Annotated in this window: 23 protein-coding genes; 10 read left to right on the top strand and 13 right to left on the bottom strand. The window is 46.4% G+C overall.

Annotated features, from left to right (window positions below):
• A partial coding sequence (locus F566_RS0127380; protein WP_020405354.1) for a transposase occupies positions 1–190 on the bottom strand: 190 nt, incomplete at its 3' end.
• Between the two features lie 155 nt (positions 191–345).
• Here F566_RS0127380 and F566_RS37440 point away from each other — a divergent pair.
• Together F566_RS37440 and F566_RS37435 are read left to right on the top strand one after the other, a co-directional pair.
• Positions 346–1,209 (top strand): hypothetical protein, encoded by an 864-nt coding sequence (locus F566_RS37440; protein ID WP_211210715.1) that lies wholly within the window; start codon positions 346–348, stop codon positions 1,207–1,209.
• A 2-nt stretch (positions 1,210–1,211) separates the two neighbouring features.
• Positions 1,212–2,144: a hypothetical protein gene (locus F566_RS37435; protein ID WP_211210714.1), complete on the top strand. Its 933-nt coding sequence runs from the start codon at positions 1,212–1,214 to the stop codon at positions 2,142–2,144.
• Positions 2,145–2,265: 121 nt separating this feature from the next.
• On the opposite strand, the gene F566_RS35865 is transcribed toward F566_RS37435, so the two are convergent.
• From F566_RS35865 to F566_RS38000, 6 genes are all read right to left on the bottom strand, one after another.
• Positions 2,266–3,198 (bottom strand): nuclease-related domain-containing protein, encoded by a 933-nt coding sequence (locus tag F566_RS35865; protein WP_020410241.1) that lies wholly within the window; start codon positions 3,196–3,198, stop codon positions 2,266–2,268.
• Positions 3,199–3,242: 44 nt separating this feature from the next.
• The gene (locus F566_RS34315; protein ID WP_020410240.1) at positions 3,243–4,553 is read right to left on the bottom strand and encodes a protein NO VEIN domain-containing protein; all 1,311 of its coding nucleotides are present in this window, start codon (positions 4,551–4,553) and stop codon (positions 3,243–3,245) included.
• Positions 4,550–5,110: a class I SAM-dependent methyltransferase gene (locus F566_RS34310; protein ID WP_020410239.1), complete on the bottom strand. Its 561-nt coding sequence runs from the start codon at positions 5,108–5,110 to the stop codon at positions 4,550–4,552. Before F566_RS34310 ends, F566_RS34315 begins: the two co-directional genes overlap by 4 nt.
• Before the next feature lie 175 nt (positions 5,111–5,285).
• Entirely contained in the window at positions 5,286–5,426 is a 141-nt protein-coding gene (locus F566_RS37430; protein ID WP_211210713.1) for a hypothetical protein, read from the bottom strand.
• Between the two features lie 136 nt (positions 5,427–5,562).
• Positions 5,563–5,859, bottom strand: coding sequence for a hypothetical protein (locus F566_RS0127350; RefSeq protein ID WP_020410237.1), 297 nt, complete (start codon positions 5,857–5,859; stop codon positions 5,563–5,565).
• 152 nt (positions 5,860–6,011) lie between these two features.
• Positions 6,012–6,140: a hypothetical protein gene (locus tag F566_RS38000; protein WP_281169128.1), complete on the bottom strand. Its 129-nt coding sequence runs from the start codon at positions 6,138–6,140 to the stop codon at positions 6,012–6,014.
• A 563-nt stretch (positions 6,141–6,703) separates the two neighbouring features.
• Here F566_RS38000 and F566_RS0127340 point away from each other — a divergent pair.
• The 4 genes from F566_RS0127340 (at position 6,704) to F566_RS0127315 (ending at position 9,577) form a co-directional block, all read left to right on the top strand.
• Complete coding sequence (locus tag F566_RS0127340) at positions 6,704–7,108, top strand: hypothetical protein (RefSeq protein ID WP_157497147.1); 405 nt, start codon at positions 6,704–6,706, stop codon at positions 7,106–7,108.
• A gap of 350 nt (positions 7,109–7,458) precedes the next feature.
• The gene (locus F566_RS34305; protein WP_020410234.1) at positions 7,459–7,716 is read left to right on the top strand and encodes a hypothetical protein; all 258 of its coding nucleotides are present in this window, start codon (positions 7,459–7,461) and stop codon (positions 7,714–7,716) included.
• A 376-nt stretch (positions 7,717–8,092) separates the two neighbouring features.
• Positions 8,093–8,686: a DUF4166 domain-containing protein gene (locus F566_RS36500; RefSeq protein ID WP_020410232.1), complete on the top strand. Its 594-nt coding sequence runs from the start codon at positions 8,093–8,095 to the stop codon at positions 8,684–8,686.
• Positions 8,687–8,905: 219 nt separating this feature from the next.
• A complete protein-coding gene (locus tag F566_RS0127315) occupies positions 8,906–9,577 on the top strand; it encodes a type VI secretion IcmF C-terminal domain-containing protein (protein WP_157497145.1) in 672 nt (223 codons plus the stop codon).
• A 121-nt stretch (positions 9,578–9,698) separates the two neighbouring features.
• Here the strand turns inward: F566_RS0127315 and F566_RS0127310 are convergent, their stop codons facing one another.
• From F566_RS0127310 to F566_RS0127290, 5 genes are all read right to left on the bottom strand, one after another.
• Positions 9,699–11,123 carry an RCC1 domain-containing protein gene (locus tag F566_RS0127310; protein WP_169334463.1) on the bottom strand — a complete coding sequence of 475 codons (1,425 nt, stop codon included), beginning with the start codon at positions 11,121–11,123 and terminating at the stop codon, positions 9,699–9,701.
• 163 nt (positions 11,124–11,286) lie between these two features.
• Positions 11,287–13,416 (bottom strand): putative Ig domain-containing protein, encoded by a 2,130-nt coding sequence (locus tag F566_RS0127305; protein ID WP_020410229.1) that lies wholly within the window; start codon positions 13,414–13,416, stop codon positions 11,287–11,289.
• 140 nt (positions 13,417–13,556) lie between these two features.
• The gene (locus F566_RS0127300) at positions 13,557–13,745 is read right to left on the bottom strand and encodes a hypothetical protein (RefSeq protein ID WP_020410228.1); all 189 of its coding nucleotides are present in this window, start codon (positions 13,743–13,745) and stop codon (positions 13,557–13,559) included.
• 161 nt (positions 13,746–13,906) lie between these two features.
• On the bottom strand, positions 13,907–15,691 hold the full coding sequence (locus F566_RS0127295; RefSeq protein WP_026180361.1) for an alkaline phosphatase D family protein: 1,785 nt from the start codon (positions 15,689–15,691) through the stop codon (positions 13,907–13,909).
• 195 nt (positions 15,692–15,886) lie between these two features.
• Positions 15,887–16,564, bottom strand: a complete 678-nt coding sequence (locus tag F566_RS0127290; protein ID WP_020410226.1) for a hypothetical protein — start codon at positions 16,562–16,564, stop codon at positions 15,887–15,889.
• A 221-nt stretch (positions 16,565–16,785) separates the two neighbouring features.
• Here F566_RS0127290 and F566_RS0127285 point away from each other — a divergent pair, with 221 nt between their 5' ends.
• Genes F566_RS0127285 through F566_RS34300 form a run of 4 tightly spaced genes read left to right on the top strand, consistent with a single transcriptional unit; the run spans position 16,786 to position 18,764 of the window.
• Positions 16,786–17,205, top strand: a complete 420-nt coding sequence (locus F566_RS0127285) for a hypothetical protein (RefSeq protein ID WP_020410225.1) — start codon at positions 16,786–16,788, stop codon at positions 17,203–17,205.
• Between the two features lie 53 nt (positions 17,206–17,258).
• Positions 17,259–17,657, top strand: a complete 399-nt coding sequence (locus F566_RS0127280; RefSeq protein WP_020410224.1) for a DUF6559 family protein — start codon at positions 17,259–17,261, stop codon at positions 17,655–17,657.
• Complete coding sequence (locus tag F566_RS0127275; RefSeq protein WP_020410223.1) at positions 17,654–17,959, top strand: hypothetical protein; 306 nt, start codon at positions 17,654–17,656, stop codon at positions 17,957–17,959. Before F566_RS0127280 ends, F566_RS0127275 begins: the two co-directional genes overlap by 4 nt.
• Positions 17,960–18,014: 55 nt before the next feature.
• Positions 18,015–18,764 carry an alpha/beta hydrolase gene (locus F566_RS34300; protein ID WP_020410222.1) on the top strand — a complete coding sequence of 250 codons (750 nt, stop codon included), beginning with the start codon at positions 18,015–18,017 and terminating at the stop codon, positions 18,762–18,764.
• Here F566_RS34300 and F566_RS0127265 read toward each other — a convergent pair.
• A complete protein-coding gene (locus F566_RS0127265; RefSeq protein WP_020410221.1) occupies positions 18,739–19,446 on the bottom strand; it encodes a hypothetical protein in 708 nt (235 codons plus the stop codon). The two genes, F566_RS34300 and F566_RS0127265, sit on opposite strands and share 26 nt — an antisense overlap.
• Positions 19,447–19,582: the final 136 nt, after the last annotated feature.

The raw sequence follows: 19,582 nt of genomic DNA, 5'->3' as shown, positions 1-19,582 counted from the left end.
AGTGGACACGAAGCATGGTGGATAACGGATACGGAGGGCGGCCGTTCTCGCCCTTGGGGTAATAGCGGGCGATCTTCTTTTCCATGCGTTTCCATGGGATCAGCTTATCCATTCGCTCCAGAAAGATTTCCCGGCGGGTCTTACGCTTCTTATTCTGGTATTCAGCTTCGGAGAAAGTCATCTGATCCATGGATAGTATTCCTGATGAGTGAAGTTGGCCGTATTATGACTGATTTGGGGAGTTATTCAGAGCCTCCCTAAGTCTATTTGAACTTTTTTATAACTTAAAGGGGAATATTTTGAACATTTGCCAAAATTCTGATCTCATTGGAAGGACTTATAAAATTGATCGAAAAAGAAAATATCAAACCTTTCTTATCAATACTACTAGCTAAGATAAAAGTAAGTGAGTATAGCGACTATCATTTATCAGTACTTAGCCTGATAAGGCAGGGGATATCTGAAGAATCTTCGGAAATTGAATATGGGAAGACAAATGTTTCTGAAATAGGTAATCAAGGAGAAGTTAGTTTTACTACATATAAGCTACGTCATTCACCAGGCTGGCTAAATAATAGTGATCTCCTAAATGAGGAACATCATGTCATTGTTTCTCTGAGGCTTGGAGAGTATGTTGCAATGTATTTCTCTGAAAAGGGCCGAAAGGACTATGTTAGCGATAATCTAGGAGAAAATAATATATTGGATTGCATGGATAGAGTCAGTATAAGTCAGTTAAATCACTGCTTTATAAATGAAGATAACGTTAATATGATATGGATGTCAGGGATTCATGATAAAAACACATTTAAGGCTGATTCTAAGGTTTTGGGGGGAGAAAGTGTTGCTGATACATTAGATCCCTTACTCGATCAGTCTTATATGCTTTCTGCCGCAAGAACTGATGTTAATATCGGCAGAAAAGATTCGTCCTCTGTGGGGGTTAATCCATGGAAATCATCGGTGTGGATCGGTCCATGTAATACGTGGGAAAAATTTGAAGGTGGCGTTGTCAATATTTTGGACTATCTGAATAATAATCAAATAGAAAAGGATTGCTCTATAAGTGTCCTAAGTTACCCGCTTCCCAGTGCGAAGAACTTAAGCTCCCCTTATGATTTTTCAATTATTGACTACGAATTCTTTCCGGAGGAAGCTGGCAAGTTAAAAAAGATTTACTTAGAAAAATTAGAGATAACTATACGGTAGAGTTGGAAGAAAATATTTTTAATGATGGAATATATTTAAATGTATATTGTAATGGGAGTTTTGTGGGGGATGTGAAATTTCACCCTGTTATTAATGATTACAAAGTTTTCTTCGAAATAAAAAATATTAATGCTAAATCAAAAGCTAAGTTTCAAGAGTTTGCAAAAATACTTAAATACCCTGAGTTAATTAAATGTTGGTATGAATCGGGGCATGCAATAGTAGGTGGAATGTTATTTAAAACTGGTTACAGTGATGTTGAATATAGTAACTATATATGGGCAAAATTCGAAAATTATTGTGTTATTAAAGAAAAACCTGGGAGTAGCTCGAATCCTGAATTAAGTAAGATTGGTAGTGATCTTTCTCTATTTTCATGGATCAAGAATAGGTGGTCAGGAGAATGGCGAACTCCCAGCGAGTTTAAAACTGGAAGAAAGATGAAAGGGTGGTTGTATTGTGATGATGGGGCAGGAGAAAAAGCTGACTTTATTCACGTAGTTAAACATTGTGATATGTGGATGGTTTCGTTAATTCATGTGAAGGCGGCGAAGAGTGACTCGGCTAGTAGGAAAATTTCAGTTGGCGCCCATGATACTGTATTAAGCCAGGCAATTAAGAATCTTCGGTGTACTCATCGTAAGATTCTTGCTAAAGACTTAAAAGGGCGTTTGGATAATTCAGAAAATAAGTATTGCTGGCAAGACGGCAGCGAAAGAAAGCCAGATGATTTTATAAATTTTTTGGATAGAATTAGTGGCTCTAGGAGCACGAAATTTAGGGTTGTTGTTGTGCAACCTCACACATGCAAAAGCTATTATACTGCTGCAAAAAACTCTAATAAAAGGAAGCAGTTAGATGTCCTCCTAGTTAGCGCATCGAATTCAGTAAGTTCTATTGGTGCAGAGTTTTTTATTATTGGAGCCGATGTCTAAAACTGTTCTTCTAATCTTGCTCGGGATCTACATATATTTCCTTGAGCTTTTGGGTCAATGAATCGAACTGCAAATATCAATGTGCTAGATTCATTTCTCTTTTCCTCTTTGGTTAAAGCCTTCATTGAGTCACCAATTTTGTCGAGTTCAGCTCACGAGCCCTCCCAAAATCCTGAGTCCTGCAATTCTGTTCAATTTGATGAGAGATAGCCTCAATCTCTGACGGAGAGAGCGTTTGTCCTTTCAGTTTTGGAACTAGCGCCTTAAATGAGTTAAATGACCCCGCGATACAAGGAACTTGCGATCGCTCCTTCCGTTCTATGTACCATCCAGGTAATACAATCACTGGCATCGCTGTAATGGGATTCCCGGTGGCAGAAGAGAGCCACTTAGAAGTCCATTTGGCCTGTCGATTTGCTTGGTTAAAGACTTCAGTCTCCGTCCAGCTAGGAAACTCAAGGCGGCCGTCGTAACAGGTCACTTTATGTCGAGATCTCTTATCTACCTCCTTGCTCATTGGCCTTCTACGGCCCTTTGTTTCGATTGCGAACACTCCATTTGGGCCGACGACAATGTGATCAATATTAAATTCGTCTCCCTGAATATCATGGAATACTCGATAACCAAGAAGCATCAACCGATCAAGTTCTTGGGCAACAGCAATCTCGCATTCGTATCCTAACTTTAGAGTGAAAACATTCCGCGCATTCTTAAAGACTTTAGCTAGCGTCATAATAAGAACAATTGACATGACGATAATGACAGAAGCTGCGACCAGAGGGGCAACGGAGCCTTCAAAGTAGTAAAGAATACCCAAGTATGTTGGAGGGTAATAAAAAGCAATGCAGGCAACGCCCATTTCTGTGATGACATTAAATTGAGCTTCTTGTAATCGTTTATTCACAGAGTGCCCTGGCGGGCGAAGCAAATCCTTTGTCAGAGGGTTTTCACGGTTCTTTAGATTTCTCTTGGCCAGATAGACCAACCCGCCAACGAGCAAAATTGGGATGCCACTGAGACAGGCCGATATGATTGAAGAAGTAATAATATCCATATGAAATCAATTCCATGATTTGGAGAGTATCCGTCAGTATTTTATCAGCTAAATCTAGCCTCAAAACTCCTAGGCCGCAAATGAACATGATCATCCACCGCTCCCCGTAATATAAACAACCGAGGATGAGATTTCATCTCATACACTCTGTACAGTTTATATTGAGCGGCGTGCTCCCTGGAGAAATCCAATTCGCGATCCGTAATATAGAAAGGTTGGTATTTGCCTGAGTTAGTTGCCTTCACTTCAAGAAATAGCGGTTCATCCAGATAAGGGTCAAAGCTCCGGATATCATAACCAAGGCCATCCCCTTCCGCTTTACTAGTCCATTCAACCTTCATAGCTAGATCGGGACGCCCGGCTTCCGTGAGGCGGAATTTTTCATACTCTATTACAAAGGCCTCTCCAATTTTCCCAAGCTGCCTGTTACGAGCTTCCCTTTGGGCGTAATTAGGTTTGGTTGCGAGATAAGGTCGACCAAATTGATCATTGGTACTGTTTACCCTTGCAGGGGCTTCTGTATCCAGGACAGATTTCCAATTTATTTCTTCAAATGTCGAGATTGGGGAACTGTCGGCATATTGAGTTATTGGTTTTGAACTGGTTTCTGTCTTGGCAAGGTGGGCAAGAACTGCTTGCTTTAGATCTTTTTGGTAGTTGGAGGCAGGCTTGTATCCCGAGATATAGGGAAGATTTAATTCCACGAGAACAGCACTGATATTTTGGTGCTTGTACTCAATGGAGCCTTCAGAGCGATTATTTAACTTGGTTAGCAGAGCTCTACGGTGGTCGGCTTTGCTGTATGGTTCCCGTTTGAACTCTTTGTCCAACATGACAAAGTAATCCTGGACAATCGCTTCACATTCAAGCCAGTTCCAATGGTTATTTGATCCCAATATGCTCTTACGGCTCGTTTCGGTGATCGCAAAATTTCTGTCCAATGCTGATGTGAGAAGCTTGCGAACCGTGAAATTTTGTAGGAGTTCAAATAACTCCTCATCGAGATAAGCGTAGGCGATGTGCTGATCAATCGCACTCGCTCCCGAGGCAGACATAGTTTTATAACTTTCACGCTGCCCAGGATTTACCTGATGGTGCCAAAAGCCACTGGTGTGTAGATGGTAATAGGGTAGATGTGGATTATCCCTGTCGGCTTCTGACTTGAGCTCGTTGAAACGTTTTGTGAATGCATCTTTTAGCTGTCGATCAAAGTAAATGCGGTTCTCTTGCAGTGATCCAGATTCGATTAAATCCATAACCGCCAAAAGCATTGCGATTTTATGCGGGCTGGTGTTGCCATGCCGACGGTTCGGATTAAGCTCTGAGAACTTTGCTTCGTATTCCAAGAGACTCATTGGCTTCCCTCAATGATCGCAACTTTCCATACAACCCCTGGCCTTTCGTCCAAATCCTCTGCTTCAAAAACGCTAGCTCCCATCAAGAGGCTCTCATCCACTGGATAAAATTGCCGCTCGGTCTCATCGGCGATATTTCTCCAGGTAATCACCAAAAGGCCTTCAGGGGCGAGGAGCTGTCTTAGCCGGTCAAGACCGTGAGCCTGTTCTTTTGGAGGAAGATGCATCCAAACCGCACTCACCAAAATCAGATCGAAGCGTTGCCGGTTACCAATTTCTGTAAGACTAGGGAGAGAATCTTTGACCCAATGGATGCTGCCCTGATGGTGAAACTCTTTTGCAAGCTTCCGAAGATGATCTGCCGGCTCCACAGCGGTCACCTGCCAGCCTTTATCTGCCAACCAAGCCGCATCTCGCCCAGAACCGGCGCCAATATCCAGTGCGTTCCCCGGTGATGCGGGAAGGGAATCCAACCAAGCACCATGAACCGCTTCAAAGCTGAGGCTCTGATACCGGCTGAAGACTTGATCGGCGTTTTGGTTGTAGTAGTTGGTCATTTAGTCTGACTAATTCGGATTGATTTTGTTGCTTTTGCAAATGATACAAACAGTATCGCAATTTTGGGGTAAATTGGAGGATTAATTACTTTGTGACTAAGGGGGAGGGTAAAGGTGTCAGACTCGCAGAGGTCAGACACCAATCGACGGGAGGTTGCGGGAGAACTCTGTTGCTTTACTTGCCAATCAGCTCAATATAATCCTCATACAAAGGAAATATCTCGTAATCGGGCTTCGATTGGATATACATTTCTTTAAGTTTCTTGGCCATGGTGTCGAACTGCACGATCACCTCTCCGGCCTCGTCTCTTTTCACTTGGTCATCGCCTTCAATTTCATCCTGAAGCCTTCTAATTTCTAGTTCCGTGAGGCGAATTAGATTTAATATTTCTGCTGTCGTTAACATTTTCAGACGATTACATCAAAACCATACGATAGATAAGGTTTAGCTCTTATTCGGGAATCTCATCATCCCACGCGTCACCATAGCCAATGTTGTTAAAGTAGATATGAAGTGAAGTATAAATTCGTTCGAGCCACGTCTCCATGTTGTCGAACTTCCCGCTCTTATCGATATCTTCTTTGTTGGTTAGATCGACCATCTCCCAATAAAAACGAGCGACAGTGACAACATCGTCCCCGTTATCAACTTGTCCGGACTCAACAAGCTTAGTAACGGTGTCATTCTTAAGGAGGGACGCATAGTGCACGAGAATTTCCCGTTCTTTGTCATATCTGAATTCAATCATCGTCTAACTTTGCCTCTATTCGGAGAGGTCTAAACCGGATATTGGCTGATGACGGTATCAGATGAGTTAGCATCGTCCAATAGGGTTAAAGGGCTAGCCGGTTATTATTTTCGATATATGTGCAAAGAATTCTGCATCCGCCTGTTTACGAATTAATTCCCTGGAGTGTTTTCCAGTGACGCAGAGAGGTTATTTAGCTTGGCACTATGGTTCTCTTCAAAGCTGAGACGCTGGTATCGGCTGAAGACTTGGGTGGCGTTCTGGTTGTAGTAGTTGGTCATTTCACATTGCTAATCAGGGAAACTCTTTGCGGCCCTGCAAATGATACAAAAAGTATCGAAAATATGGGGTAAATTGGACTCTTATTTTTCGGATTAAGTGATTGCAGTTAAACCTGCATGAGTGAGCAATTGCTTTGTATGTCTCGCTGATTCCTGCATATGTAGGGATATTATTGCAGTCGCTGATATTGGATTGTCGATGTTTAAAGGGGAGTTTGATAGTGAACGAGGGCTCTATCGAAAGGTTCGTTGAGAGGTATAAAAGTCATGATGGCCACGATGGGATTATTGTTGCGAGTAGGGGGCAATCATTAAAGACCACAAATATTGAATGCGACGGTGCCGCATGACGCTTTGTCCAAGGTTTTTTAAGTCATCCTGAAAGCTTTTGGGCTGCTAATTATCAGTTATTGGCCTGTGCGGGAGTGTTTGGGAAAGCTCAGCAAGAGAATGCGTGGTGGCGCCAGCAAGTTATGACTGCTGTCATGTACAGCTACATCCACAATAAGTCGAGGGGAAACCATCGACTACATGAACTTTTTGCTAGAAAGCTTCGGAACAACTTGGCTGGGTTTATTGGGCGTGTGTCTGGAGGTGCATTGGTCACTAATCGGGTATTATTTGGGAGATACTCAAAGTATCTGAATGACTCCAAGGCAAAAATTTTCAAGAAAATTGGCTACACGATGGGTACTGCATCGGCAAGTTTTCTATACACGATGTATGGACAGATAATATTGGGAATTGCAAAGGGACATCGAAACATTGAAGATTTGATGGAATTGGCTGTTACAGGTAATTTCCAGTCTAATCACTGTATAGATAACAGTGATATATCAAAAAAGGTTACGGTTGCTGATAGAAAAATGGTTGATGATTTTATGCTTGCCCTATACGAATTAAGTCGTACGCTTGAGAAGCCGCCAATTTCTATAAAGGAATTTCCAAGTGCTACCGTTGATTATTAAATGCCCGCATTGCGGCAAATTAAATTCACTGCATGGAAGCGGTAGAAAATCTGATCCCTATGTGTGTCGCAATTGCCATGGAATGTCCTACCAGCTACCAGGTCTGATATATGCTATTGAGCTGGGGGTTAGCATTGTTGGTGTGTATCTGATTTATACTTTTCTTCGCATTGGTTTGGATGGTTTCTGGTGGCACAGCTTGGGGGCTATAGCGATTCTTCTTGTGGCCATTTCTTTTTGGCCGAATCTTAAGGTCAAAGACATCGCCTCTGAAAATTAGGGCTAAGAACCTGTGTAGGTGTCAGACTCGCTGAGATCAGACACGCGGAAAGTGTCAGGAAAAGCATGTAATGAGCACGCAAAATGTAAACGTAGATTGGCATAAGCCGGAAGAAACACCGCCTTATATTGGTCAGTATTTTGTCGCTGTTAAATACAAAAACTCTTATGGCCTTGGCAGTTATGACCTTATGGAATGGGATGGTGAAAAATGGGTGATTGATTACCCTGTAACCGTTGTTGGATGGGTTACGCTCCAGGATTTCATGAATGCAATTAAGGCAGGCTGGCCTGAATGGGAACGGATCTCGGATGAGCTGAATCCATGATTTATGCTCCTTATCCTGACCAGCTCTGAGTTAACAGCATGGTAAAAAATATCGTTTTCCTACTGGTTTGTGTTCTGCTGGTGGTACTGGCCTGGATGCTATTCAGTGTTCTTGGGCAGTATGCCTTTGTGATCATGCTCGTTATTACAATGGCTGTGCTTGTGGTGAATGTTGGTAAGCGCAGGGGTGAGCATAGAAATAGCCAAGAATAGATTGAGGGTAGGTGTCAGACTCGCAGAGGTCAGACACCCTGGGGCAATAAATAGCATACAAAGATTTATCTCAACCTTTAAAACGACCAGACCTTCTGTCAGGATCTCCAACCTGATAAATCGCCTTAATCCAAGGTGCTTTCAACTTAAGGGATAGAGTTTGTATGAGTGAACCCATTTTCCAGCCGATTTTTGGTCAGAGCTGGAACACTTTGCCCGTTGTGATGCAGAAACATTATGCCAATCGTCCGTACACAGATGATGTTTCTGTGGTGAAGGGGACGTTGAATGTGATGTGCAAAGCGCCTTTGAAATGGATTGCTCCGGTGATGAAGTTGATGGGGCAGATTCCCGCCTATAGCGAGAATAATGTTCCGGTGACGGTGGAATTCAGGAGCGATCCGCACACCAACGCTTTCCATTTCGTTCGTCGCTTTGACTTTAAAGGCGGACCTTATGTATTTCACTCGCGGATGGTTCATGTCAAGGATGATGAGGTGATTGAGATCATGCGCTTTGGACTGGGCTGGCGAATGGGGTATTCCTGGAATGGCGAAAAAGTGGAACTTTCCCATCGAGGGTATGTGCTACATTTGTTTGGACGGTTTATCCCACTCCCTCTTGGTTGGATCATGGGAGAAAGCTACGCTGAAGAACGGGCAATTGATGACCATACCTTCGAGATGAGTACGAATATTTCGCACCCCTGGTGGGGTAAAGTCTATGAATACAAAGGGACGTTTGAGGTGGTGAGGTGAGAGGGTTTTTCCGTTCTCTGAATAACCTGGGGTAAACCCTAGGTGTTATCTCTCCACTAGATAGGGTTACTTGCTGTCGCCGGGTATAAGTCTGTAATGCAAATACGGTCGTTGGAATATTTCGAGATAGTTCGGATAGAGATTTTATGTTTGGCCCTCTTCGGCGTTGGGTGCAGTGCTGTTAAACCAAGCAAAGAGCCAGATTCAAATGTCTTGCCAGTGGCAACTTTCCAAGTTGAAAAAGAATGGCAAGAAGGCGTTTATCCCGAGTGCGCCTCTCTTGAGGAGCGTTATCCATTCAACCCTGAAGCCAGTGAAGACGTTTCCCTGAAGGAATTCGAAGACTATTTTGGACCAGAGAGTGTTTGGCACAAGTTCTATCTGGAAAACCTGCAGTCATACTGGGATGACCAAACTGGTCCACAGGAAAAGACCAGAGTCTTTTCAGAGGCGTTTGTGGAACAGGTAAATGCTGGGCGTTTCATTCACTTGGCGTTCTTTTTAGAGCAACAGGGAGCCGACTTTCCCATTAGCATTAAGCCGTCAACAATGGCGCCCTCCATCCGACGACTTCTGTTGAATGTTGGAGGGACTGAGGGATCTGCTTCTTTGGGACCAAGGTTTTGGCGAGAACTTCCGTGGCCCGCTCCGCAACCCGGGGCAAGTTTGGTGGTAGAAACGCTGGATGGCTCGTCTGAAAAGTATGAGTTCCCCGGCGACTGGGCCCTGTTCCGCCTGCTGGATAGTGCAGATATCGATCTGGATTCAGCCAACACTAGCCGAGTTCAGTTTCATTTCGGTGAAATAGACGCCACCTATGAGATCAAAGCCAGCAACGCTTATCAACTTCGGGCGCTGAAAATGTTGTCGGAATATCGTTGCTCTTGGTAGAGCAATACCTGTTAGGGCAGAAACTCCCGAAAGCTATGTAAGACACCATTTCAAATGGCAAAGGAGCGGGATATCCCGCTCCTTTTTTGTTTATACCATGGTGTTTTCAGATAGTGATTGGCTAGTCCAGCAGTAACGCTCCTCTGTAATCACTGCACTTCAGTAAACGGGCGTTTTTGACACAGGCATTGTTGCCAAACCCTTTCATCGCGGTCACGGAACCGATATTCAGACTCTTATTCATTCTAGGCCCGAATATGTCTCCCCAACAGGTGATATGGCCATTTGATTGCAGGGCGCATGAAACGCTGGTTCCAGCGTGTAAATCAATGACATTGCTCAATCCCTGTGGAGCATTCAGCACACCATTGGTACTGGATCCCCAGCATTTCACACCATTATCATCAGCGACACAGCTGTGGCCAGTTTCTGAAGTATTGGCGTAAGTTCCCCCCACTGCAATCGCGGAAGGGTTATTCAGGTTGCTCCTGGAACTTGATTGCCCTCGTCGGTTGTTACCCCAGCATTTGACGTCATCATCATCGATCATGCAGCTGTGGCCAACACCGGTAGCAATATGGGTTGGATTGGTGAGGTTTTTAGGCACACCCAATACAAGGCTGTCGTAATTGGTTCCCCAACATGTCACTTTGCCCTCATTAATGGCGCAGGTTTGATAAATGGCGCCATCGATGGCCGATACATTCGTAAGGCCTGCAGGGTAGTCCAGGTTTTTTGAGTCTCGACCCCAACAGTGGAAGCCACTCTCTGCCCATACACACGTGTGATAGCGTCCTGCCCCGATGGTTTTGGGGGAAACAATATCAGAAGGGATATCTAACACTTCTGGTGAGTTGTTTCCATTCCAAAAGCAAAAGACCTCTTCGTCGTTGATACCGCAGACATGGTCATCTCCCACAGCAAAGTCTTTGAGGTCATACCAGATTGACGACTGACCATATCGATTATCACCCCAGCATATATTGTAGCCTTTGATTGTCGTCGCACAGTTATTGAAGGAACCGCTGCGTATAATGGCGGCGGGTGCCAGATCGTCGGGCACATCTAATTGTCCTTGCCTATTATCTCCCCAGCAGGTTACCTGGCCAATGTCGTTAGTGGCACATGTGTGGAAATAACCTGCATCAATGCTGACGACTTTCCCTAGGTTTTCGGGAACATCTGTTTGCCCCCAGTCATTATTTCCCCAACAGCGAACCTGATAATCGGTTTGCAGGAGACAAGTATGTTGACCTCCGACAGCAAGCTCTGTGGGGACACCGAGATTGTCGGGGATATCACTTTGGAAAGAATTATTGTTCCCCCAGCATTCTACGTCAGTGCCATTGTGGGCGCAGGCATGATAATCGAGCATATCCAACTGAGTGATGTTGGTTATTCCCAGTGATGGAGAGGATAGCCCATAACTATTGCTACCCCTGCACTCGATGGTACCTGAATTGGTGACCGCGCAGAGTGTACTGGGCCAACGAGCCATATCGATCATAACGGCATCAGTGATCGGATTAGAGGACAACTCCGTCATCAATGTTTCGTCTCCCCAGCAGATAACTTCTTTATTCTGCAATGCACAGAATGAGCGACTGGAAGCTTTTATGGAGGATGGTGATGTTACTGTCGTCGGTACTTGTACACTTGTTCCTAGTCCCCAACAAATAACTTCACCTTCCACAATGGCACAAGTGTTATCACTTTCCAAGTGAAAGATCATCGATCAGAAGGACGGGTATGCTGGTGCTGTCTCTTGGGTCTGAATCAGACTCAAATTCCTCCAGGTTGGTGTAACCGTCGCCGTCCAGGTCTGCCTCTGCATCTTGCGTAAATGGGTCCAGAGAGTGCCGGATTTCCCATCCATCGTATATACCATCGGCATCACTGTCTGCATTCAGAGGGTCGGTATGATAGAGATCTGCTTCGTCCGTATCGGACAGGCCATCTCCATCGTCGTCAGGATCTGCATTGTTGCCGATCCCATCCTGGTCAGTGTCAACGGACTCGGACGCATCCAGAGGGAAGGCATCTTCGGCATCGCGCACGTTATCGTTGTCATCATCTGTGTCAGCGTTATTGCCGATACCGTCGTTATCTGTATCTATTGATTCAGAGGCATCGAGCGGAAATGTGTCATCGACGTCTTTGATGCCATCGTTATCATCGTCGGTATCGGCATTATTACCTCGCCTGTCGCCGTCAGTATCCAGCCACTCTGAGGCGTCCCGGGGAAAGGCATCTTCACTGTCAGGTACGTTGTCTCCGTCATCATCCGTGTCTGCATTATCGCCGACGCCGTCGCCATCCAGGTCGATCCACTCCGTGGGGTCGAATGGAAACGCATCAAGGTTATCCTTCACTCGATCGTTGTCAGAATCCCGCTGAGAGGCAGAGCATCCGTTGTCATCTGCCGTTTCATCAACAGGTGTTTTGGGACATAGATCAAGGGCATCTACCACACTGTCTGTATCCGTATCGTAGGTATTGGGATCGACGTTGATGATCTCCAGGTCGTCGATCGCGATATCCCCTTTATATCCTCCGATGGCTGTGGCGCGAAATCGGATTTGTAGCTGGGTATACTCGCTCAGATCAATGTCTATGGGGAGGTAGTCGGCAAAGCTGTTGTATTGCTGTTGCCTGTAGGCAGACCATATATCCCGGACCCATTGTCCCTCTGAGAGCACGTCGACTGATAGCCTGCCTGAGTCGTATCCGTACATATGGTATTTGAATTTAAGATGGAGATTAGAGCCTGATACCGCTGGGCCCACAAGAATGGCTGTGTCTCCGGATTTGTTTGCGCCCCCGGGGGAGGTTTCCAGGTAGGCATAATAGCTACTGTTATCTGCGCCGGTAGATGGGCCCGTATAGTTGGTTGGAGTTGGGCCGGAATGCCTGATCCAGTCGTGACTGTCATCGGTACTGACGTTTTTCCAATCACCAAAACCCGATTCGAAATCGGAAAAGGCAATAGGGCCATCCATGACAGGAATATTGAGTGCAGCAGTATCCACCAAGCTTCCATCGGAGACTTCAACGACAAAGGTGTTTACGCCGAGGTTGCTTTCTGTCGGTGTGCCATTGAGTGTTCCATCGGAGGCAATGTCTAGCCATGCAGGACCTGAGACTTTGCTGAATGTTAGTTCGTCGCCATTGGCGTCTCTCGCGTCTGTGGCCAAGCTGTCGCTGTAGGGAAGGTTTGGAACAGCATTTTTCTTAGTCACCGGATCACTAGTGAATTCCGGCGCTACGGGCCTGTTGACGATGCTCTCAATAGTGACATTATCAATGGCAATATCCCCACGATAACCCCCCGCTGCAACGGCACGGAAACGGACTTGGGAAACATCATAAGTGCCCAGGTTGAGTGCAACGGATTCATAACTACTGGACTCATCGGCCTGTTGTTGCCCGGTCAAAGTCCAGACATCGTTAATCCAGTTTCCATGACTCAATACATCAACAGACAGTGTGCCGATCTGAATGCCGTACATGTGATATTGGAACTTCAGGCGAATATCGTCGGTGCTGGATATCTCAGGGCTCAGGAGGATGGCAGAATCCCCCGCACTGTAGGCCGATCCGGAGGACGTTTCCAGATACACATAATGTCGGCTGCCATTGGCACCGCCGGAGGGGCCCGTACTGACAGATTGCGTCATGCCGTAATGCCGAGTCCAGTTCTTGTTGTCGTCAGCACTAACGTTGGACCAGTTTCCCAGTCCGGATTCAAAATCATCAGAATAGAGTAGTGACGAGGCAGACGCCTGGCCACTGGTGTTAACCAGCATCGCGCTGGCTAACAACAAGTATTTCAGGTCCATACTTATTGGTTTCCCTACAAGTTGATGTGATTGCTCTGATTTAAGTGTTGTTGCGGTTGTGTTTCGCTGAATTTAGAGGTGAATAATGTGGCGGGAATCGCCGTTGATATGGCCACAGAAGGCGTTTCCGCCTGCTGGGATCAGAACCTTCTTAAGGTTTCGTCGACCGATCTGACATCGGCGTTGAATGACGTTCTGGCGAACGACTTGGGGAGAGGTTTTTTACCATTCCTTTGGCGTTTGGTCTGGCGATCAAATTGCTTACACCAGTAGGCATGTTGCAGCCTGGAATATAGTGCGGTAATAGAGCTTGAAATGCTCTTCATCATGCAGCTACCTCCTTGATAAATAAAGCCTTTACCGTTGTCGATAAAGTCCGGATATTATACCAGAAGCAGGTGCCGAAAACCATAAAATACTGTATAAAAATACATTAAAAATAGTGATCAAAAAGGGCGGGATTAACCGCCCAGTGGAAGGCCGAAAAGCATCAATAGCCCCAGGTCGACAGCCGCATCAACCAAGGCCAGTGCTCGTACTTTCTGAAGCGGGAGATGGCCTTTTTGCCATGGTTCCCGGCGTTGGTATTTTTATCCACGCGATAGGCAATCCACTCGCAGTAATCCTTTTTGAATTCAATGGTGGAGTAACCGTGTTGGGTGCTGTTGAACATCTTGATATGCGGGTTGGTAATTCGCAGTGCCGACTCACTCAACGCCTGTAACAGGAAGTTGGCCACTTCCGGATCCGGGCAGGTTTTCAACAGCATGTCTGAGAGCCCGGCAGAGGTGATGGAAGGCGTCATGAACTCGACGCCGACCTGGTTACTCAGATTCCAGAAACTGAGATCGGCGTAATCCTGTTTCACCTGGGAAGCCATGTAGGTGTGCAGGTCGCCAGTAAGGACGACAAAGTTATCCACATTGTTGGACTTCACCTCATTCATCAGAATCTGACGTTCAGCCTCGTACCCGTCCCAGGCATCCACATTGAAGGGGAGTTTTACTTTATCTCCAAGTTCGATGCCCATGCGTCCCATGTAGGTCTGATTCCCCAGGACATTCCAGCGGCAATGTGAGGCGCTCCAGGTATTGATCAACCATTCCCGTTGCTCCTGGCCCATCATACTTTGTTCGGGATTCTCCAGATTGGTGCAGCCCAGAGGTAGGTAGCGTTCCAGGAAGTCGCCTTCTCCGCAGGGATGTGGCGTGCGGTAGGTGCGGGTGTCGAGCATGCTCAGATTCACCAGATCCCCAAACTGGAAATTGCGGTAGATCCGACTGTAGTCGAACGGGTGGGTGGCGCTCTTATTGACCTGAACACGTGCGGGAGCATATTCCAGCCAGGCGCGCTGTGAATCGAGCTTCAACTGACGCTTCAGGTCCAGGTTATTGTTGAACTGGGGGTCGTTGGTATAAGGGTGGTCCGGGCAGCCGAGGGTATCCAGTTCATAATCCCAATAGCAGTCATTACAGGTCTCATGATCGTCTGTAATAATGATCCAGGTGTGGTTCTCCATAGCTTTTTGCAGATAGGGATCTTGTCGGTAACTGCGATACAGGTGACGGTAATCATCGAGATTCATGGCGACAGAAAAACCACTTGGCAGAGTGATCAGACGGTCTTCAAAAGGGAGATCCTGAAAGCGCGGATCGCCGACACTTTCGTAAATGAAGTCGCCGAGGTGCAGTACAAAATCAATATTATTGTCATCGGCGACATAGTTCAGAGCACCGTAATACCCGTTGGTGTAATCCTGACACGTCAACACGGCAAATTTGACGGTATCCAGGTCGTAACCGATGGCAGGGGCGGTTTTGCAGCGGCCGGTCCGGCTGACCGTACCCTTGTATAGGAAGCGGTAATAGTAATTGCGATTGGGTTGAAGCTGTCCTTCCAGATCAATCTTTACAGTATGATCTCTGTCAGCGCCGAAATCCTGTCCATTGACCATGCCCTCAATTGCGACGTAATTGAAGTCAGGGTCTGCGGCTACCTGGAACTGAAGGTGGTGTGCAGGATCGTATTGGCTGGCACGAATGTGCGTCCACAGCATAACACCGGTGGCGGTAGGGTCGCCTGAGGCGATGGAAAGATCAAAGATATTCGAAGGATCATTGTTGTTCAGGGGTAATGGTGCCTGGGCAGAATTTCCTGTCCAGCTCAAGCTGTCTGCGGCGCTGGCCTGTTGGCTTGTGGATAAGACATAGGGGGTTGCCATGCCGGCAGCCATGATGCCGAGAAATTTCCGACGGTTGAAAGTGCTCACAGTCATCTCCTTACGGAATGTGATTCATCAGAGGCAGGCCTTTGGTGAGGCTCTGGTATTTAAACAAGTGTTTTAATTTAACGGGTGTCTGTGAAGAAGATATGACTGTTTTATTGTAGACAACGGGAGGATAACGATTGTGGAAATCAGAAAAGGTGCCCTGGCATGGGCACCCTGATCGTATCAGTGGCTATCTGATTGTCAGAACTCACCCTTTTGCATACGGCATCCCTGGGCCAGTTCCACAGTGAAACTCCAGTCGTCCAACCAGAAGTTTGGCGCGGCACCACCGTCAAAGTTGGTGACTTTCCATTCCAGCACAACAGGAACCACCTTTGCGGTGTCACCTTGGCTGTTGATAATGCACTTGTGACGATCCAGTGCATGAGATTCCCAGGAAGCGACGGTTTCTGAACCGCTGTCAGTACTGTCAAATGCATAGGTGTCCGGTGGGAAGCTTGAAGCCGCCGGTGCGGCTTCAGCACCATCAACCAGCACCCTAACTTCACACCAATCCTGAGCGACGCTACCGGGTTCATGACAACGGGATTCTGCGGTAAACGCCACGTTCACGAGAACATTCTTTCCAGCAGGAACCACGATTTTTGTGGCCGCGCCAGGCAGTGGTATGAACTTTTCAGACGTCGTGGTGCGAGGCTTGGTACTGGTGATGGCCCGCTTGAAGTAGTGTGCTCCTGCGGTATAGATCTCGTAGTCGTATTCTTCGAGTTTGAGATTTGCCTTGAGATCATCGTTTAACTGATAGCTGAGGGGAACTTGAGGGGTCAGTTCGCGAACTTCGGCTGGATCAGCAGCAACCGCCTGATGACTGGCCAAGACAGCCGTGAGGATCATGGAAAGGGATGCGACTCGTTTCATATCAGGTCTCCATATCTTTTATCATTGAAATCGCTCTTTGTTGAGCGTCTTCCAGTTATCGCTGATCAGAAGACTGTCTGCAGTGCGGTAATGGACGTAATTTCTGTGCAGTATTACCACCTAGGGGTTTGGCTCGATGGTATTGGCTTGACCCGTCTACAGGTTCATCCTTTAGGCTTGGCTCGCTGAATAACAAGAGTGGGTCAAAGAGAGGACATCAAATGAACATCAAATCCGGACATCTGGAAGATCAGGTCTTTCAGGCTGAGTTTGAAAACAACACCTTGAATCCTGAATGTTTCGACCATGTCGGGCACCTTAGAATCGCTTGGTTGTATCTCCAACAATGTGATCTGGAAACGGCGCTACAGAAAACCTGTCTGGGCATTAAAAGTTATGCTGAAAGCCTGGGGGCCGCCGGCAAGTATCACCATACGCTGACCGATGCCCTGGTGAGGATTATGGCGATGCGTTTGTCTGAAACGACGGGAGAGAGTTTTCAGGCGTTTCTTGAACAGAACTCGGACTTGGTCAATGATGCATTGGGCGTGGTTCAGCAGTACTACAGTCAGGACCTATTGAACCGGGAAGAGGCTCGCTTGTCTTGGGTAGCGCCGGATTTGAGAGCTCTATTTGAATAAATTATTGTGTTGTGGAGGCCATTTACACCTATGACAGGACCCATCCTAGAACCATGCAAATCTTAGATGCTCTCACGAGGCGGTTTCACCGATCTAAATATGTACGCCAGCTTCCGTTCTATCTAATGCGAAGCTTTGGAGTGAAAAAGTATTACTCCAAAAAGGAAGTTGAAAGCGCGATAGTCAGGTGGAAGTTCAACGCCCATTATGCGGAATTTGGATATGCAGTAGCCTGCCACCCGGATAAGTTAGCGTCAGATAGGCTGCATGATTTAAGAAAACAAATTGCTGAAAAATACGGGTTGCCACAGGATTTTAGTGCTTTTGAACTCATCAGACTGTCTCACTTTAAAGGTAACTGGTATTCAGGCAGCTCGGATAATGCCGAATACTGGAAGTTGCTTGCGTTGGTGGAAAAGAAGGAAAATGAATATCAAGGTAATAACCGATGATTAACTTTAGAGACCAAGAGCAGAAAGACGTCTTTTTACACTTTGCGCGAGCCTTGAATGACGATCTCGCTGTTGCGGTAGCGGAACATCAGAAGGAAGTAACGACAAAAGAAGATGCTATCAATCTTGCTAGATTTTATTGGCGTATGGTAGATCAAGCCGTACTGGCGGACAGAAACAGCGAAGCCATCAATGGAATTGTTGGTATGCAGTCCATCATGGAAGACTTGATCAATATTGTGGGTGGTTATCTTGAGCGCAATGGTTTTGCGGAACAGTGGGAAGCTGAGGAAGGGGATTAGATCTTCGCTCCTTCTGGCGGTCATTTTTATTTTAGCGGGCTCCACAGGAGGCTCAATGCTGCGTTATCTGGAAAACAGCTTTATATTTCCTGGCGTTCCTTCTGATATCCCCTCCTATGCGCTGTATAAGCCCCACGAAATCTGGCTGCAGAGTGACGGAGCCAAGCTACAGGGTTGGAAGTATGATGTTGCTGAGCCCTCTGGTGATCGAATACTGCTTTACTTTGGTGGGAATGCTGAAGACGTCACCCAGATGTTCAGCAGTGCTGGCCTTTGGGGTGTTCAAACCGTCTTCACATTTAACTACCGAGGTTATGGAAACAGCACTGGAAGTCCCTCACAGGATGCGTTATATGCTGATGCTCTGAAAATCTTTGATGATCTGGTATCGGACTATGGGGTTGATGGGAGGAATCTGGTGGTTCTAGGCAGAAGTCTCGGGTCGGCTGTTGCGATTTATCTGGCTTCCCAGAGAAGTCTTGAAAGATTGGTGTTGGTGACGCCATTCGATAACCTGATTTCAGTGGGCAAGCGTCATTTTCCATTCCTGCCCGTGCAGAGTCTTCTCTCACAGACGTTTCCGTCCTCCAAGTATGCTGATGAAATTGATGTGCCTGTGTTAATGCTGATTGCTGGCCAGGATGAGATTATTCCAATGGACAGTTCCATGGCACTTTATAATTTGTGGAAAGGGCGTAAGGAGGTCAGTCTGATTGAGCGTGCAGGCCATAACGACCTGCAACTTTACGAGACCTTCGATCAGGAAATCAGTCGATTCCTCAGTGGGTCAATACAGACCCCCTGAAATCCCGACGATTGAACAATCTGGGATCATAGGTGGCAATCATATTGTTTAGTCCATCAAATATGGTATGAAAGGCTTTAAAAGTTCTGTCAACGGCTGCGATAACCCGCTCACGCTCTCTCTCGGTCAGATGATGGCTATGAAATACCGCCATTAGATTCTCTTCGTTGTGGGATAGTTCCGCCTGGTAATGATGATTTGAAAAAAATAGAAGGTTCAGGTGTTTATCGCCGGATGAAGTATTTTTGACGATATGGCAGAAGAATACTTCGCTGGCCGCTTCGATAGCTTCAATCAATGCCAGTCGAGTGTAGTCGTCATCAGTGCTGATGATCTGACTCATGATCTCGTAGGAGCTGTCGCGGACAAATGACAGGCAGGGAGAGTAAAGGGTATATAGGTCGGGTGTCTGGATACCAAGGGCGGCCAGGTCGTGCAGGTACCAGAGTTCGTGCCCCGAATCTTCCTGTCGGTGTTGTTCGGCAATTTTTCCGAGTGAAGGGTCGTTGAATTTGCTGGCATTCAGACGCAGAGCATCCTGAAATGTCATGATCCAGAAGCTCAGCCCTAATCCGCAAATCGGTAAAAGTATATCGTTATCGATTTGACTGAAGTTCAGGAAAAAGTTTTCGTGGGAGAGCTTTTCCTTTTCTTCATTGATATGTATATACACTTCTTTCATATAGCGTCCCTTCCATTTTTAGCCAGCGATATCACGCCGCCAGCGGCATAGTGCTTTATTGCAGGATCAACTGTCGTAAGCTCTCTTCTGCAATACCACTTTCCATCCATCGCGAATTCGCGACGATTAGTCCCTT

It is taken from the genome of Hahella ganghwensis DSM 17046 (assembly GCF_000376785.1).
GTDB classification, from domain to species: Bacteria; Pseudomonadota; Gammaproteobacteria; order Pseudomonadales; family Oleiphilaceae; genus Hahella; species Hahella ganghwensis.
Note: the sequence above shows the minus strand (reverse complement) of the source record. Positions and strands in the feature narration are given on the sequence as shown.